The following is a 17,667-nucleotide window of genomic DNA, read 5'->3' as shown; positions in this document are numbered from 1 at the left end:
AGAGATAAACAAAAAAAGCCTTTCATTACTGAAAGGCTTTGTGTTTTTGGGTGGAAGATCGGTCTCGAACCGACGACCTCCTGAACCACAATCAGGCGCTCTAACCAACTGAGCTACAACCACCATTTAAAATTGGACTGCAAATGTAAATTATTTACATTTTTCTACAAAACGTTTTCTTTACTTATTTTAAATCAAATAATGAATCTACAGCAGGATAACGCTCTACAGTAAAACCCTCTCCGTATTCTGTCCCTATAAGTCTCCCTGCATTTCTTGCTCTGTAAATAATACTATCTGTAAAATTTTTGCTTGAAATAGGTGTTTCAGGTTCTTTACTTTCTGGATCAAAAAACTGTGTTTTATAAGCCAAAACAGCTTCCATTTTCTTTTCAATGTAACCAGTAACATCAACCACTACATCGGGTTCTAAATCTTTCCATTGTATGTAATGATATACTGCTTTAGGTCTCCAAGGTTCTTGCCAGTTATCTTCATCGTCATGCTTTGTATCAATTTTTCTCAACCCACTCAAAAAACATGCATCGCTAACCAACTTACTACCTTTTGCATGATCTATGTGCCTATCATCAACAGCATTACACAACACAATTTCAGGCCTATACTTTCGTATTTCTTTTATAAGTTCTATTTGATGTGCTTTATCATTAACAAAAAAACCATCTGCAAAATCCATGTTGGTTCTCATAGCTACATTAAGAATCTTAGCTGCTTCATTAGATTCTTTATCGCGAGTTTGTGCTGTACCTCTAGTACCAAGTTCGCCTCTAGTTAAATCTATAATACCTACTTTTTTGCCATTTGCTACCTCTTTTGCAATGGTGGCTCCACAACCTAATTCTACATCATCTGGATGTGCTCCAATAGCTAAAATGTCTAATTTCATGTGTTTTTCATTTTTCTCTGATATCAAAAATATTAAAAAGGATGTAGAATTTCATCTTCTTTCTATTTCGCAAACGGTTTCGTTTAAATTTTCTTTGAATTGTTATTCTATAACCTACCAATAATTGAATAATTCGCAAATCCCTAAAAGCATGACATTCGTCATAAATATTGGTCTGTATTGCCTTTAACTTTACACTAGATTTTAAAGCGCATATTATTATGAATTTAATGCTGGTCATCTTAACAATTACAATTATCCTTTTCATTTGGGGAAAATTTACACCAGACATTATTGCGCTACTTTCTATGCTTAGCCTATTTCTTTTTGGAATTCTAGATCTACAAGAAACACTAAGTGGATTTAGCAACCCAACAGTCATTATGATTGCTGCATTATTTATTATTGGTGAAGGTTTATCTCAAACCGGTTGGACAGCTCTGGCAGGTCAAAAGTTTATTAAAATGGCAGGCAAAAGCATCACAAAACTATTGCTGATTACCACTTTAGGTTCCGGATTGCTTTCAGGTGTGGTAAGCAATACAGGTACCGTAGCAACTTTAATGCCTGTAACTATTTCTTCTGCATGGAGTATCGGAACGCTACCGTCAAAACTCTTAATGCCTGTAGCATTTGGATCTAATACTGGTGGCTTATTAACCTTAACTGGTACACCTCCAAATATCATTGTCAATAATACTATGCTAGAAAGTGGTTTAGAAGGTTTTTCTTTCTTTGAATTTGGATTAATTGGTCTTCCACTGTTATTAATTGCACTACTCTACTTTAGATTTGTTGGCTACAAATTGTTACCTAGCAATAAAACCAACAACAAACCGGTTGATATTAGCACCACACTCCATAAATGGATTGAAGCTTATAAAGTTGAAGGTGATTATTACCGTTTAAGAGTACGCTCTGTATCTCCTTTGCTGGGTACACGAATCGGTGAGTGGAATTTCGAAGACAATTACCATATTTCTATACTTCGTATTAAACGTCGTCATCCAAATGTTTTAAAAGGTAACGACCCTTATATTGAATTTCCATCTAACGAAACTGAATTTAAATATCATGATATTATAACTGTTAAAGGTACTACTGAAGCCATAAATGCTTTAATGATAAAATTTAGATTAGGACTATTACCTCTAGAACCTATTGCAGATGAACTTCGTAACAATTTAATCAATCAAGAGGTTGGTATGACCGAAATTATTGTAACTCCTAATTCTACACTTGTTGGCAGAAAATTAAGAATTGGTAGATACTTTAAAAGGTTTGGTGTTCAACTTATGGCTGCCTCTAGAAACAATAAGCCTTTTACAGACAGAGAAATTGTAGTTAAAGCTGGTGATGCTTTCCTCATAAGAGGTGTCTGGAGCGATATAGAACAGCTACATTCTTATCATGAAAATCTAGTTATTATTGGCAGTCCTGAAGGTATGGCAAAGACCATTACCAATATCACCCATAAATCGTATATAGCTCTTTTTTCTCTAGTGCTTATGATAGGATTGTTAGTGCTAGAAGTTGTTCCAGGCGCAGTTGCAGCTCTTATCTCAGCAGGTATCATTTTAATTACAGGATGTGTACCCATACCTAAGGCTTATAAAGGTATTAGTTGGGTTAGTGTAGTAATGATTGCTGCAATGATTCCAATGGGAATAGCACTTCAAAAAACAGGAACTGCAAAACTTATTGCAGATGGTTTAGTAACTGCTCTGGGAAATATGCACCCTATTGTGCTACTTGGAGGAGTATTTCTTGTCACAACAACCTTTAGCCAAGTTATAAATAATTCTGCCACTGCGGTTTTAATGGCACCTATTGTTATTATCACTGCCAACACTCTAAACTTATCTCCCGCGCCATTTATGATTGCGGTTGCAATTAGTGCTTCAACAGCATTTTTAACACCTGTAGGCACAACCACCAATGCTATGGTAATGACAGCAGGTGGGTACAAATTTATTGATTACGTAAAAGTAGGTGCTCCATTACTACTACTCTTCTTAATAATAACATTAATCTTAGTGCCATTGATTTGGCCATTTTAAAAATTTTAACTCATGGAAACACTATTAAAAGACCCGATTATGAAAACTAGAGACCTTACAAAGTATGGACTGAAAGACACCAAAGCACATTGGAATCTTTCTCCTGAAGAATTACAAGCCATTACGATTGAAAAAGGAATGGGCAAAGAAACTTCTAATGGTACCTTAGCCATTAATACTGGAAAATTTACTGGACGATCACCTCAAGATAGATTCTTAGTAAAAGACGATTACACTAAGGATAGAGTGTGGTGGGGAAAAACAAATAAAGCCATATCACCAGAAAATTTCGATTATTTACAAGGTGAAATAGAAAAATACCTTAGTGGAAAAGAAATTTATGTTCGGGATGGTTTTGTTTGCTCAGACCCAAAATACAGAATGGGAGTTAGAACTGTAACAGAATATCCATGGTCTAACATGTTTATATACAATATGTTTTTAAGACCAACCGCAGGAGAATTAGAAAATTTTGAAGAAGATTGGCTAGTGCTTTGTGCACCTGGTTACGAATGTCCAGACCCACAAAAATATGGTTTAAGACAAGGTAACTTCTCAATTCTTAACTTTACCAAGAAGGTAGCCCTAGTAGGTGGCTCAGCATATACAGGTGAAATGAAAAAAGGGATTTTCTCCGCTCTAAACATGATACTACCTGTGGACAAAAACGTATTACCTATGCACTGTTCTGCTAATGTTGGCGAGGATGGAGAGACAGCTATTTTCTTTGGTTTATCAGGTACTGGCAAAACGACACTATCTGCTGACCCTAACAGAAAGTTAATCGGTGACGATGAGCATGGCTGGACAGCAGAAAATAGAATCTTTAATTTTGAAGGCGGTTGCTACGCCAAAGTAATTGATTTAACAGAAGAAAAAGAGCCAGATATTTACAGAGCCATTAAGCCTGGTGCAATTTTAGAAAATGTAATCTTTAAAGATAATGGTGAAGTAGATTATATGGATAGTAGTATTACACAAAATACACGTGTAAGTTATCCTATTTACCATATAGACAACATACAAGACCCATCTTATGCAGACAATCCTAAAAATATCTTCTTCTTAACCTGTGATGCGTTCGGTGTATTGCCTCCAGTATCTAAGTTAACTCCAGGTCAAGCCGCATACCACTTTATCTCTGGTTATACTGCAAAAGTAGCTGGTACAGAAGCTGGTATTACAGAACCTGTTCCTTCATTCTCTGCTTGTTTTGGTGAACCATTTATGCCATTACACCCAACAAAATATGCCGAAATGCTAAGTAGCAAAATGCAAGAGGCTGGTGTTAATGTTTGGTTATTGAACACTGGTTGGAGTGGCGGACCTTACGGAGTTGGTTCTCGTATTAAATTAAAATATACCAGAGCTATGATTACTGCTATTCTTAACGGCGAATTAGATAATGTAGATTACGAACAACATCCAATTTTTGGATTGTACATGCCAAAATATATTCCTAATGTTCCTACAGAAATGTTAGACCCTATGAATACCTGGTTACAAAAAGGAGCTTACGTAAGTAAGGCTATTCAATTAGCACACTCATTCCACTTGAACTTTGAAAAATTTGTAAGTGAAGCTTCTCAACAAATTATAGAGGGAGGTCCATTAATTGATGAGCACCATCATTTAAACGACCACGTTTAATAATTTCATGATAAAGAGGAGCTCTCATGGAGCTCCTCTTTATAATTACCTTAACTTAACTCTAATTCTCAAAATAATAAAGATTAAAAGTTAAATGAGAATTCTATTATCAATTGCACTTATAGGTTTAACCACTATCAACCTAATAGCCCAAAGTCCATCAGAAAATCATTTAGGCTCTTGGTATACCTATGGCAGTCAACACAGGCTAAGTGAGCATTTTAGTCTTAGCTCTTGGGCCGAACTACGCTTTTATGAACCCTCATCTAATTATAACCTTGCTTTTATTTCGTTAGGTGGAAACTACCATATAAAGAATAATCAAACCATTGGGTTAGCCTATGCCTATTTAGACATAGACACTGTCTTTGAATTTGACCACCGACCTAACATACACGAGCACCGCCTATGTGAACAGTACACAATAAGTCATTCCACATCTCAACTAAATATTCAACATAGAGCAAGATTAGAGCAACGCTTTTTAGGCTTCTCAGATAGAAATGAGCTCCAAAACAGATTTAGATATCGATTAAGTTTAAAATACAACTTAAACAATATAATTTTTATTAATGTCTCTGAAGAACCCTTTGTAAACTTTCAAGATCAAGTATTTCATGAAAATAGATTCTACACCGGGTTTGGATTTAATGTGACAAGTCACTCCCAATTACAAATCGGTTATTTAAAACAACATATTCGCAAAAACAATCTAAATAGAATTCAGGTAGGCATTAGCTTTACAACAGACTCCAGAAAACCTAAGCCTACTTTAGCACAGTTATAGCATTATCGATATCTCGTTTTAAATCCTTAACATCTTCAATGCCAACTGAAAACCTAATCAACTGGTCACTAATGCCTACTTTGTCACGCTCTTCTTGAGTTAAAAGGGCATGCGATGTAAGATGTGGTGAAATCACCGTACTTTCAACACCTGCTAAACTCATAGAAGATTTGATGAGTTTTAGTGATTTTTGAAATTGATATGCATCAAGGCCTTCTTTAAGCTCAAAAGATAGCATCGCACCAAATCCTTTCATTTGAGATTTTGCCAATTTATGCTCTGGATGCGATTTTAAACCAGGATAATACACCTTAGCAATTTTTGGATGTTTGTTTAGCCATTTCGCTATTTTCATAGCATTTTTGGTTTGAGCTTTTACACGTAAGCCTAAAGTTTTCATACTACGCTCTAGCATCCAGACCGTCATATCGCTTAGGCTTCCTCCTAAATTCTTACTTACATTCCAAATTCTATCAATGTGCTCTTGAGAGCTGGCTACTGCTCCTGCACAAATATCACTATGTCCGCCAAAATATTTAGTGGCTGAGTGCATTACCATATCAATCCCCAAATCAATCGGATTTTGATTTACTGGCGAAGCAAACGTATTATCAATAGATGTTACGATATTTTTAGCTTTACCAAGCTTAGCAATTGCTTTAATATCTGTAATAGTCAATAATGGATTCGATGGCGTTTCAATATGAATAAGCTTTGTATTAGACTGAATAGCAGCTTCAAAATCTTCAACCTTGTATCCATTAGTAAAAGTGTATTCTATTCCATACTTAGGAAATTCCTCTTTAATAAAATTAACGGTGCCTCCGTACAAGGTATTTTGAACAACTAGATGATCTCCCTTTTGAAGAAACGCCAAAAACATATGACTAATCGCTGCCATACCAGACCCGAAAATCAATGCTGCATCAGTATGCTCTAAAGCAGCCACTTTCTTTGCTAAGTATTCTTGATTCGGTGTATTAAAATAACGTGGATAGCGCTTTACATCAACATCTAAAAATTCGTAAGATGAGCTCAAATACATTGGGGATACAGCTCCATTGAACTGTTTATCCTCTACCTCACCGACATGAGTACAAATGGTGTTTAATCCTAATTTTTTCATTCTATAAAAATAAGAAATAAGATGTTGTGCTTTGACATTTAAAGATTCAATTCTTATTAAGAAAATACATCACAATAACATGGGGTACGGTTATGGCTGCCAAGAACGCAAAGAATATGGTTATGAAATTAATTTCAAAATACCTTGTGCTAAAATATAATATTACCAGTCCTAAAATTGACACCAACCAATAAATAAAAGAAGATTTAATGTAGTTGATAAAATTTATTTTACTGGAATCACCGTAAAGCACCTTAATCTGATCCATTAAACTAGGTAAGGAATGCCATACAACAAAATAAATCGCAAACGCCCAAAGCAGAATCGCTAGTTGAAACAATAGGGTAAATAAAACTAATAGAAATAGTTCCTGAAAATAACTGAAATCAGATGTGAAGTTATTCCAGTTAAGAAGTGTTGTAATTAGAGTCGCTCCGCCTCCTACTGTAAGAAAATATAAAAACTGTTGTTCACTAAGTATCACATTTGTTAGTTCCTGTATTATGGCACTAGTAGCATCGAAATTAAAATAAAACAAGAGACCAAAAATCAATGAGCCATAACTAATAAAGAAGAGCAGTGACGTGGTATTTCTCTTCTTTATTAAATGATGGTAATGCTGTTCCCCAAAGTGATAACAACTTATAACAACGAAAGACATTAATGCAAAAAATGGAAAAAGGAAAAATGCTAGAATTGCGAGAATAACGAAAGCTATATATAAAAGAAGAAACCTATACGATTTCGTTTTATTGGTTTGTATGACTTTTATCAAAGAAATATCATTGGATCCATGCATAATACCAATGGTAAGTATTAAAAAATACGATAGATATTCTTCGGATGACCTTCCGATTTGAATGGTTAGCCAAAATAAGAATACCGTAATAATTAAGTTTAAAACTGGATATTTCATAATATAAAGGTACATATATTTAATTTTGTTTAATTTTTTTATGAAAATTTTAAACATTTTTTGTTTAACTATATTTAATTTTGATTAAACAAAAACATTAGATATGAAAACACTAACCTTTTTTATCGACGGAGTGCAAAAGATTGCAACCGACGATTATGTAGGCTTTACATTTTTTGTAGGATGTATGGCAATGATGGCTGCTTCAGCCTTTTTCTTTTTATCAATGAACAGTTTTGATAAAAAATGGAGAACTTCAATTCTTGTTTCTGGATTGATTACTTTTATTGCTGCGGTACATTATTGGTACATGAGAGATTACTGGGCTGCAAATGCGGAATCTCCAACGTTTTTTAGATACGTTGATTGGGTTTTGACAGTACCCTTGATGTGTGTTGAATTCTACCTTATATTAAAAGTAGCAGGAGCTAAAAAGGCGCTTATGTGGAAGCTGATTGCACTTTCTGTAATTATGTTAGTAACAGGTTATTTTGGAGAGGCCGTTTACAGAGATCAAGCCTGGTTTTGGGGCTTAGTATCTGGTATTGCTTATTTTATAATCGTTTACATGATTTGGCTTGGAGAAGCCAAAAAACTGGCCGAACAAGCTGGTGGAGAAGTATTAAAGGCTCACAAAACACTATGTTGGTTTGTGTTAGTAGGTTGGGCAATATATCCATTAGGTTATATGGCGGGAACTCCTGGATGGTATGATGGTTTAGCAGGTCTTGGATTAAACATGGATGTCATCTATAATATTGGCGACGCAGTAAATAAAATAGGGTTTGGACTTGTTGTTTACAACCTAGCTACAATTGCATCCTCTAAAGCAGAGGCCTAATAATTAGGAAATGAATTAAAGCCACCAAACGGTGGCTTTTTTTATACCTTAATGGATTTCCAATGACCTTTTTTAAACCAAATAAGTCCAATTACTGTAATAAGAACTTCAGCTAAAGTAATTGATAAAAATACACCCAAAGGTCCAATATCAAAAACCAATGCCGTAATGTAGGCTAAAGGTAATTGGAACAACCCAAAGCAAATGAAGTTAATCCACGTTGGTGTTTTAGTATCTCCAGCACCATTAAAGGCATTAATAATAACCATGCCGTAACCATAAAACACATAACCAGCCGCAATGATTCTTAAACATAAAGCACCATTCTTAATAACTTCTGTCTCATGAGTAAACCATGATATAATTTGTGGTGCAAAAACAAGGTAGACTATAGAAACAAATCCCATAAAATAGGCACTGTATTTGCCTGTTTTCCAGACAGATGCTTCGGCTCTGTTAGGTTGATTTGCACCTAAATTCTGTCCGACCAAAGTAGCTGCAGCATTACTCATTCCCCAAGCTGGCATAAGCGTAAACATCATCACTCGGATAGCAATAGTATAACCAGCAAGCACTTCGCTACCAAATTCACTCATAATACGCATTAAAAATACCCAAGAGGACGTTCCAATTAAAAACTGACCAATACCGCCTAAAGAAACTTTTATCAAATTGACCATTACCGCAACTCTCAGTACCAAATCCTTTAATCCGACCTTAATTTTACTCCAACCATAAAACAAGACCATGAGTTGAAAAATGACTGCGGTTCCCCTACCTATTGTGGTTGCGATGGCTGCGCCCTTAACACCAAACGCAGGTATTGTACCAAATCCGAAAATAAAAATCGGATCTAAAATGATGTTCAATCCATTAGACAAAACCAATGCCCACATCGCTATTGATGCATCACCAGCACCTCTAAAAATGGCGTTAATTAAAAACAAAAACATTATGGTAACATTACCTCCAAGCAACACTTGGGTGTAACCATAACCTTCAGCAATTAAATCGGGTTCCCCACCCATTAATTGTAAAATTTCCTTTGGAAAAAGAATACCTATAACGCTTATTATGCCAGCTACTATGACACCTAAACCTATCACTTGCACTGCTGCCTGTGAAGCTCCTTCCCTATCCTTTTCACCAATGCGTCTGGCAACAATGGCAGTAGCTGCCATACTTAATCCTATAGCCACTGCATATACTAACGTAATAACAGATTCTGTAAGACCTATTGTTGCGACCGCATTTACACTTACTTGAGAAACATAAAAAATATCAACGATTGCGAAAATGGATTCCATTAGCATTTCTAATATCATTGGAACTGATAATAGAAAAACAGCCTTACGAATGCTTCCTGAGGTAAATTCTTGCTCTTTCCCTGAAATAGCTATTCTTAAATATTTAAAAAACTCTCGTATTGAAATTTTATTCGATTGCATAATTTAGAAATGTAATATTAGAAGTGGTAGAACATGTCTGTATGTTCAGCGTATATACATCACATGACTATGTGAAGATGTGTATCCTAAGGGTAAATTAAGCAATCATAATAGCGCAAATATGCGTATTATTTTTGAAATAGCGAGAATCAATCCGAAAACTTAATCATTTTTACCTGCTCTATCATAAGCCCTAATCATAAGAATGGCCCATATAGCAACTAAAACTATAACAATGACAGAAAACCATAAAACAATATCATTTGCTACCATGGTCTACGAGTTTTAAATAAATCATAACACCTAATAAAGTAGGTGCCCAAAGCCCGACAAATAAACCATGCATTTGGTCTCCTGTTAAAAATAAGTATTCGGCTACAAGAATTATAACTGCACACAAAATAAGCATCAATAAATTGGCAGTTCCTAATTTTTTGAAGTAATTCATCTTTGAAGATTAGTTTGATACCTCCAATTTAAGAAAAATTATAATGACATTTAAGACTATTAAAAATATAATTTATTTGTAATAAGTTTTATATTTAAAATATGCAGCAGTAGCGACTACAGTAATTATAATTAAAGTATAGGCAATAATCTCAAAGCTTAAAATTTGATCACCACTTGCATAGGCGTGTAAACCCGACAAATAAAAGTTAACACCAAAATAGGTCATCAAAATACTACCAAAAGCCAATACAGACATTAAATTATAAATCCAACGACCTCGTAAGCCTGGCACCAAACGCATATGAATGACAAAGGCGTAAATCATAATACTGATTAAAGCCCAGGTTTCCTTTGGATCCCAGCCCCAATAACGTCCCCAACTTTCATTAGCCCACATACCACCTAAGAAGTTACCAATGGTTAACATAACTAAACCTACCGTTAACGCCATTTCATTAATTATCGTAATTTCCTTAATATTAATATCGATACGCTCTTTGTTTTCTTTATTTGTGAGTATCATGAGCAATAAGGCAATAGCTCCTAATATCATACCAATGGCAAAAGGCCCATAACTCGCAACAATAACCGAAACGTGAATCATTAACCAATAGCCCTGTAAAACCGGTTGAAGATTGGCGATTGCTGGATCCATCCACGCCCAATGTGCTACCATTAAAATTATAGCACTTACAAAAGCTGATGCAGCAATAGTAAGATTACTTTTTCTACCTAAGAGTAATCCGAATAAAGACACTGACCAAGCTACATAAATAAGAGATTCATAGGCATCACTCCATGGTGCATGACCAGAAAGATACCATCTCCATATTAAACCTCCGGTATGAAGTACAAAAAGTAATATAATACTTCCAGTAAATACCTTAATAGCTATCTTTAACCACTTGCTCTTGTAGTTAAAAATTTGGACGATGATAAAGATAAATAGCAGCGTAGCAGCATAGAGATACCAACTAAACAATTTTTTAAATATATCATACTTGTTATAAAGTATTTCAGCTTTAATTTTATCATCAGATAGCATTACTTCACTACCAAATTTTTGTTGTGTTTTTTTGAAATCCCCCAACAATTTGTCCGCATTTTCAAAATTGCCTGATTGTTTGGCATTATTTAATGTCATTAAATAATAGCTGAAGCCATTATTCACAAATGCTCTGTAGGATTCGTCCTTTATAATTTCATCGTAACCACCTTGTTTAAAATCAAAGGAAGATATCCATTTATTATTTTCATCTTCAGGTAAAGGAAATATTCTAATGTTTCTACCTTCAATAGCATCTGATAAGAGCGTTAACCTTCCGTAAGTGTTTTTGATCTCTTTTTGAAATCCATTAGGAACCTGGGCCTTATAAGCATCTTCAATGTAAGGCCCTAGCTTATTTCGTCCATCCTCGGTGAAAAAATCCAATAAGCTTACATATTTCTGATCTTTATCTACTCCTATTATTGCTCTTATAGAATCTGCTTTTCTTGGTGTTAAGTAAATGACTGGCATATTATACCACAGCAAAGGACTTTCTTGAATTGATAAAAATATTTGAGTAGCATTAAGCCCTTCATAGGTATCATGTTTACTTAACTTTCTTAACATCTCTGAAGCATAGGTATGAACAGGCTTCATGCGTCCGTCATAGTCTTGAATGACCAATTGCGCAAAATTGTCTGTATGTTCTAAAGGTGTAATATTGGCCTTTAAAATAGAGTCTAAACTTACTTTTGTCGGCATGTTCAATGAATGGTTATGTCCATCATTTTCAGAATGTTCTTGCGCAAACCCTAACAAACTGAAAAGCAATGCTATCATTGTCATTAGTTTTGCTTTCTTTTTGCCCAATTTATCAAGACGTTTTCTGATGTCATCAAATCTGGTGTTTTTAGCAAATAAAATAGCCATCAATCCAAAATACAACAGTATGTAACCAGCATAAGTAATGTAAGTACCCCAACGATCGTGATTTACAGATAGGATTGTTCCTTTTTCATCAGGATCAAAGCTTGCTTGAAAAAATCGATAGCCTCTATAATCTAAGATATGATTCATGTAAATATGATAGTCAAAGTCCCCATTTTCCTTATCCAAAACGGTGACTTTACTTTCGTATGAAGAATAGGCATTTTCAGTACCAGGATATTTTTCTGCAATAAAGTCATTAAGCTTAACTTCAAAAGGCAATTGCTCTAATCGAGAGCCATAACGTAGAGCAACCTCTAGCCCTCCTACTTCTATTTCTTCCATTCGGTTGTAAATGCCTTGACCTCCTAATAAATTTATTGTTTTAGTCTCACCGTTAGCAGACACTTCGAGTACTACACCATCATCATCCCCCTTTAAAATGGTTGGTTTTTTTACAATATCAAAAACGCCTTTAACCACAGGTTTTGGAAATACTAATTGCATAGTTCCGATGACGTAACGTGAACGCAATGCCAAAGGTTGTAAACTATCTTTTACCAATTGACCTGTTTGGCCTGTTGCCATCGTCATAAACTCACCTTCAAAAGGGGACTTAATAAATAGTCCTTCGTCTGTATTATAAATGTTAATGGCTCCTTCTTGTTCTTTATTTAAGGATACAAGAACATTATGCATATTAGATACTTGCCCCTCTTGTAAAAAGTGATTGTGCGGACTACCATTACCCGCTTCTACAATTTTTAAATAACTTTTACCATTAGCGTCTGGAACGATATCTTTTTCAGCTCCCTTGATAAACTTTTTTAATTTGAAACTAATCTGATTGTTTCCATAGTCATAGGTCCTTTCAAAGTCATTATCTAAACGCGGTGAAAAATCCACCTCTTCCATGATATTTCGTTGTTGCAACTGTCCACCAATCTTATAATCACCAATTATTCTTCCGCTGATGTAGGTCTTTTGAGAACGAAACTGACTTTCGGTCTCTCCTTCCCTAATGGCCATCATACCTTCGTAACCTATATATCTTGTGACGGCTGCACCTACAATAATCAATATCCAAGATATATGCAAGACCAAAACAGACCATTTTTCCTTTCTGAGCAGTTTATATCTAGAAATATTTCCAACAAAATTTATGACAAAAAATACCATAATAGTTTCAAACCACCATGCATTGTATATTAATGTTCTGGTGTAAGGTGTTGGTGAGGTATCCATGTTTCGATCCAAAATGGTACCAACTGCCATAGCAACGGCAAAAACAATAAATAAAACAGCAGTAAGTTTAGTGGAAAATAGGAAGTTTGCGATTTTCTTTTGCATAGTCTTAAGGGCTTTTTAAGCACGTGCAAAGATAATGCTTTTTACTGTTTTTACTTTGTTTTTAACCTATCAATAGCGTTAAAATTCCATAACAAGCCTTGTTTATTTTGAAACCTGAGACCTCAGAAGTTTATTCTGCTCTTCCATTAATTTTTTTAAATCAGACAACAATTCAATATCCTTGGGCGTAACTACGGTCTCGTCGGAAGAATCTTGAGCTCTATTTCGTAATTTATTCATCGCTTTCACAACTATAAAAACTGTAAAACCAATGATTACAAAATCTAAAAAGACAGCAATGAGCTCTCCATATTCCACTGCGACTTCAGATGTTGCCACTTTACCAGAGGCATCTAATATGGCTTCTCTTAATGTTAATCTTTTATCTTGAAAATTATTCCCATCCGACAATAATGACAATGGTGGTAACAGCACTTGTTTTGCCAATACATCTATTACTTTGTTAAAGGCTGCACCAATAATAATTCCAATGGCCATATCCATCATATTGCCTTTTACTGCAAATTCCTTAAATTCTTTTAATAGCTTCATTTTGATAAGGTTTGATTAAAATTTAAACCAACAAAGTTAACAAGAAGCTAAGGGTTATTTATTTCTGGCTTCAAATATTTTTAGATAAAGAAACGTACCCATTTTACGAGCACGTCGCTTTGCGTTTTCAGCAAAGTCACCTTCAAATAATTCGTCAATGGCTTGATACCAAAGATTTAACCAAAGTCCAAAATGCAGTTCTGTAATGCTATGATTATGCTCTGCATCAACTTTTACATGAACTTCTAACGGATTGCCATAATATCTTGTTTTTAAAAACAAGCTAGATTCCCAAAACGTGGTAAGATGCTCTAGATGTGCATCCCAATCCCTTATAGTCTTATTGAAGAATGGACCTAGTACTTCATCTTTTCTAACTTTAGCATAAAATTGCGAAACTAAGCGGTATATATCTTCTCTGGTTTTAATATCAGATTTACTCATACATCAAAGTTATTCTTTTAATCTAAATCTTACTATTTTTACAGCATGATAACCGTTATACTCTTAGGTGCTGGAAATGTTGCACATCATTTATACAAAGCCTTTAAAAACGCTGAAGAAGTCACAGTAAAACAATGGTATAATCGTACATATAGCGATATATCGTCTTACGCGAATGAAGTTGAAACTACAGATGATTTGTCTCAACTTAAAGACGCTGACATTTACATTTTGGCTGTTAGCGATGATAGTATTGCATCACTTTCTAGAGCACTACCTTTTGAAAACAGATTAGTAGCACATACCTCTGGCAGTGTTTCTATTCACGATTTAGATAAGAAAAACCAACGTGCAGTTTTTTACCCTTTGCAAACCTTCTCTAGAGATGCTGAATTGGATTTTAGTGAAATTCCTATTTGTATTGAAGTTACCGAAAAGAAGAATCTTCAGTTTATGAAAAATTTAGCTGAAGCTTTGGGTTGTACAGCTCATAAAATTTCATCAGAGCAACGCCAAACCTTACATTTAGCTGCTGTTTTTATTAATAACTTTAGCAATCAGTTGTACAGAATAGCACACGAAATCAGTGACGCTAAAAGCATTAACTTTGATATTCTAAAACCATTGATTATGGAAACTGCCAGAAAGGTTCAGGATATGTCACCTTATATGGCACAAACAGGGCCAGCAAAACGCAATGATAAAAAAACGATTAAGCGTCATTTAAAACAGTTAGAAAACGAAGATCATAAAGCTATTTACGAATTGCTAACAGCTTCAATAAAGAAAATACATGGTGCTTCGACTACGCTCAGCAAACACAGGAAAACAAAAGATTAACAGGTCACTGAGCGTAGTCGAAGTGACATATAAAGTAACAAATGGATAAATCTGAAAATAAAAGCTACAAAGAATACCTCATCAATATAAGCACATTTATTTTTGATGTAGATGGTGTACTTACAGATGGTATGGTTACTGTCACAACCTCTGGAGAAATGCTGCGAAGAATGAGTATTAAAGACGGTTTTGCACTAAAAACTGCTGTAGATGCAGGCTTTAATGTTTGTGTTATTTCTGGCGGTTCAAACGAAGGTGTTCGTAAACGTTTACAGGGCTTAGGTATAAAGGACATTTACTTAGGCGCGCACAATAAAATTGAGCAACTCAACGATTATTTAGAAAAGCGAAATGTAAAAGCCTCTGAAGTTTTGTATATGGGAGATGACATTCCAGATTTTCCTGTTATGAAGCTCTCAGGTTTACCGTGTTGTCCGCAAGATGCTGCTCCAGAAATTAAAGCCATTTCAAAATATATTTCACATAAAAGTGGTGGAAAAGGTGCAGCCAGAGATGTTATAGAACAAGTGCTAAAAGTACACAATAAGTGGAATGGTAATTTTGACGCTAAATACGATTAGGTTTAGTTTATAGTAGGCAGTTGGCAATTAAAGTTATGGAGCCTTCAGAATATAAAAAAAGATGTAAAAATTTTAGAGATAAAGCTAGAGTATCTTTTAACTATCTGGTAGAAGAGTTTAACTATGAATTAAAACATGAAAATGATAGATCTCAATCTGGCTCTATTATCGTCGACACATTAATTTACACAAACGAAAAAAGAAATAGAATCATAAAAATTTCTAATTCTTTTCATCCAAAAGACTATGGTTTTAAACTAACTGTTCTTGATACAAGCCAAATTCATAATAATGTGATAAGCGAGAAATTGTTATTCAATACACTTTTAATAAACCAAGACAAAAATCAAAATTATTTAGAGCAAACTGCTGAGAAATTAAAAGAATCCTATATTAAGGTAATTGTAGGAAAAACTTTTTTTGATGATGCTTTTGAATTTTCAACAGTCAAAAAAAAGAATGAGAAATCTATTCCTCTGAAACACATATTAATTTGGGTAATTATATATTTAATATTTTTACTTTTTCAATTCATATTTAAAAAACAATATGGCTCGTAGAAGCAGAAGACATAGCACCGGGTTTGGTTATATAGGGTTTGGCAATAATCAATCTACCTTTAACCAAAAAACGAGCACACCCTTTTCTGTATATAAAGAAAAACTAGATTTAGAGGCGCATCTCAATTATCAAATGGAATTTTTGCATAAAAACCTCAGCAAATCCGATAAGGAAAAAATTAAAAATAAGATACGCAGGCAAGAACGAAAACTATTCCGAAGAACAGTTGTTATAAGTCTTATTGTTTTTGCTATCGTAGCATACACCACTTATTATCTAATTAATCAAATACTCTCTCATTAATTACCAAGAATGATTCATTTTCTTAATCTAATCCGTTGGAAAAACCTATTAATGATTGCCCTTGTGCAAATCTTAATTAGATATGCTTTACTACTTCCTTTTAACGAAACTCAAGGGGTTACAACAACATTAAGTCCGCTCGCTTTTGCTATATTGGTTTTAGCGACATTATGTATTGCTGCTGCTGGTTACATAATCAATGATATCTATGATATAGATACCGATAAAGTAAATAAACCCAACAAAGTCATCATTGATAAATACATTTCAGAAAAAGAAGGCTATACTTATTTTATGATTCTTAATGTTATAGGTGTTGGGTTAGGATTTTATCTCTCTCACCTAGTCAATTACTCGTCGCTATTTATAGTGTTTTTTATGAGTTCAGCTTTGTTATATATCTACTCTACTGCTTTAAAGCAGATGTTTTTAATAGGAAATATTGTGGTATCCATCGTTGTAGCTTTAAGTATTTTAGTTGTTGGTATTTTTGAATTAATTCCTTCCATGATGTCTCTCAATAACATATCTAATATGCTTTTTTTAGAAATCATAAGAGACTATGCTATTTTCGCTTTTCTAATAAATCTTGTTAGAGAAGTAATTAAAGATATTGAAGACATTAACGGAGATCATAAAGTTGGTATGCAGACCATGCCAATAGTTTTAGGAAGGGATAGAGCAAATAAAATTGCATTTGTGCTTTCTTTAATTCCTCTTTTTGCTGTTGTCTATTACATCGTCACAAGTTTATATAAACAACAAATTTTAGTGGGTTACTTTTTAGTTTTTGTTGTTGCTCCGTTAATTTATATCACCATAAAAATCTTTAGTGCAGGACAGCGATCACACTACAAACATATTAGTTTGATGTTAAAGCTGGTAATGCTTACTGGCATGCTTTCTATCTGTATTTATCCTTTTATTTTAAAGTAA

Annotated in this window: 17 protein-coding genes and 1 tRNA gene; 9 read left to right on the top strand and 9 right to left on the bottom strand. The window is 34.3% G+C overall.

Annotation, left to right across the window (positions count from 1 at the left end; translation table 11 throughout):
* Window positions 1-48 precede the first annotated feature (48 nt).
* Together ACPX19_RS10840 and bshB1 are read right to left on the bottom strand one after the other, a co-directional pair.
* Window positions 49-124 (bottom strand) — tRNA-His (locus ACPX19_RS10840).
* Between the two features lie 60 nt (window positions 125-184).
* Window positions 185-907: a bacillithiol biosynthesis deacetylase BshB1 gene (gene bshB1 / locus ACPX19_RS10835; RefSeq protein WP_426430023.1), complete on the bottom strand. Its 723-nt coding sequence runs from the start codon at window positions 905-907 to the stop codon at window positions 185-187.
* Between the two features lie 221 nt (window positions 908-1,128).
* Here bshB1 and ACPX19_RS10830 point away from each other — a divergent pair, with 221 nt between their 5' ends.
* From ACPX19_RS10830 to ACPX19_RS10820, 3 genes are all read left to right on the top strand, one after another.
* Entirely contained in the window at window positions 1,129-2,967 is a 1,839-nt protein-coding gene (locus ACPX19_RS10830; RefSeq protein ID WP_426430022.1) for an SLC13 family permease, read from the top strand.
* Between the two features lie 12 nt (window positions 2,968-2,979).
* A complete protein-coding gene (gene pckA, locus ACPX19_RS10825; RefSeq protein ID WP_426430021.1) occupies window positions 2,980-4,617 on the top strand; it encodes a phosphoenolpyruvate carboxykinase (ATP) in 1,638 nt (545 codons plus the stop codon).
* A 94-nt stretch (window positions 4,618-4,711) separates the two neighbouring features.
* Entirely contained in the window at window positions 4,712-5,404 is a 693-nt protein-coding gene (locus tag ACPX19_RS10820; RefSeq protein WP_426430020.1) for a DUF2490 domain-containing protein, read from the top strand.
* Here ACPX19_RS10820 and ACPX19_RS10815 read toward each other — a convergent pair.
* Together ACPX19_RS10815 and ACPX19_RS10810 are read right to left on the bottom strand one after the other, a co-directional pair.
* A complete protein-coding gene (locus ACPX19_RS10815) occupies window positions 5,385-6,530 on the bottom strand; it encodes a trans-sulfuration enzyme family protein (protein WP_426430019.1) in 1,146 nt (381 codons plus the stop codon). The two genes, ACPX19_RS10820 and ACPX19_RS10815, sit on opposite strands and share 20 nt — an antisense overlap.
* A gap of 46 nt (window positions 6,531-6,576) precedes the next feature.
* A complete protein-coding gene (locus tag ACPX19_RS10810) occupies window positions 6,577-7,446 on the bottom strand; it encodes a Brp/Blh family beta-carotene 15,15'-dioxygenase (RefSeq protein ID WP_426430018.1) in 870 nt (289 codons plus the stop codon).
* 103 nt (window positions 7,447-7,549) lie between these two features.
* Between ACPX19_RS10810 and ACPX19_RS10805 the strand changes: the two genes are divergently transcribed.
* Window positions 7,550-8,287, top strand: a complete 738-nt coding sequence (locus tag ACPX19_RS10805) for a bacteriorhodopsin-like (RefSeq protein ID WP_426430017.1) — start codon at window positions 7,550-7,552, stop codon at window positions 8,285-8,287.
* 41 nt (window positions 8,288-8,328) lie between these two features.
* Here ACPX19_RS10805 and ACPX19_RS10800 read toward each other — a convergent pair whose 3' ends face one another.
* The 5 genes from ACPX19_RS10800 to ACPX19_RS10780 form a co-directional block, all read right to left on the bottom strand.
* On the bottom strand, window positions 8,329-9,735 hold the full coding sequence (locus tag ACPX19_RS10800; protein WP_426430016.1) for an MATE family efflux transporter: 1,407 nt from the start codon (window positions 9,733-9,735) through the stop codon (window positions 8,329-8,331).
* 259 nt (window positions 9,736-9,994) lie between these two features.
* Complete coding sequence (locus tag ACPX19_RS10795; protein ID WP_320556364.1) at window positions 9,995-10,183, bottom strand: hypothetical protein; 189 nt, start codon at window positions 10,181-10,183, stop codon at window positions 9,995-9,997.
* A 72-nt stretch (window positions 10,184-10,255) separates the two neighbouring features.
* Window positions 10,256-13,450 (bottom strand): cytochrome c biogenesis protein CcsA, encoded by a 3,195-nt coding sequence (gene ccsA / locus ACPX19_RS10790; protein WP_426430015.1) that lies wholly within the window; start codon window positions 13,448-13,450, stop codon window positions 10,256-10,258.
* 102 nt (window positions 13,451-13,552) lie between these two features.
* On the bottom strand, window positions 13,553-14,002 hold the full coding sequence (gene mscL, locus ACPX19_RS10785; RefSeq protein WP_426430014.1) for a large conductance mechanosensitive channel protein MscL: 450 nt from the start codon (window positions 14,000-14,002) through the stop codon (window positions 13,553-13,555).
* 54 nt (window positions 14,003-14,056) lie between these two features.
* On the bottom strand, window positions 14,057-14,446 hold the full coding sequence (locus ACPX19_RS10780) for a group III truncated hemoglobin (RefSeq protein ID WP_426430012.1): 390 nt from the start codon (window positions 14,444-14,446) through the stop codon (window positions 14,057-14,059).
* A 45-nt stretch (window positions 14,447-14,491) separates the two neighbouring features.
* Between ACPX19_RS10780 and ACPX19_RS10775 the strand changes: the two genes are divergently transcribed.
* Genes ACPX19_RS10775 through ACPX19_RS10755 form a run of 5 tightly spaced genes read left to right on the top strand, consistent with a single transcriptional unit; the run spans window position 14,492 to window position 17,667 of the window.
* Window positions 14,492-15,286 (top strand): Rossmann-like and DUF2520 domain-containing protein, encoded by a 795-nt coding sequence (locus tag ACPX19_RS10775; protein WP_426430011.1) that lies wholly within the window; start codon window positions 14,492-14,494, stop codon window positions 15,284-15,286.
* 41 nt (window positions 15,287-15,327) lie between these two features.
* Window positions 15,328-15,867 carry a KdsC family phosphatase gene (locus ACPX19_RS10770; protein ID WP_426430010.1) on the top strand — a complete coding sequence of 180 codons (540 nt, stop codon included), beginning with the start codon at window positions 15,328-15,330 and terminating at the stop codon, window positions 15,865-15,867.
* 20 nt (window positions 15,868-15,887) lie between these two features.
* The gene (locus ACPX19_RS10765; protein WP_426430009.1) at window positions 15,888-16,427 is read left to right on the top strand and encodes a hypothetical protein; all 540 of its coding nucleotides are present in this window, start codon (window positions 15,888-15,890) and stop codon (window positions 16,425-16,427) included.
* Window positions 16,417-16,731, top strand: coding sequence for a hypothetical protein (locus ACPX19_RS10760; RefSeq protein ID WP_426430008.1), 315 nt, complete (start codon window positions 16,417-16,419; stop codon window positions 16,729-16,731). Before ACPX19_RS10765 ends, ACPX19_RS10760 begins: the two co-directional genes overlap by 11 nt.
* 9 nt (window positions 16,732-16,740) lie before the next feature.
* Entirely contained in the window at window positions 16,741-17,667 is a 927-nt protein-coding gene (locus ACPX19_RS10755; RefSeq protein ID WP_426430007.1) for a geranylgeranylglycerol-phosphate geranylgeranyltransferase, read from the top strand.

It is taken from the genome of Winogradskyella sp. HB-48 (assembly GCF_049942685.1).
GTDB lineage: Bacteria > Bacteroidota > Bacteroidia > Flavobacteriales > Flavobacteriaceae > Winogradskyella.
This window is presented reverse-complemented; position numbering and strand designations above follow the sequence as displayed.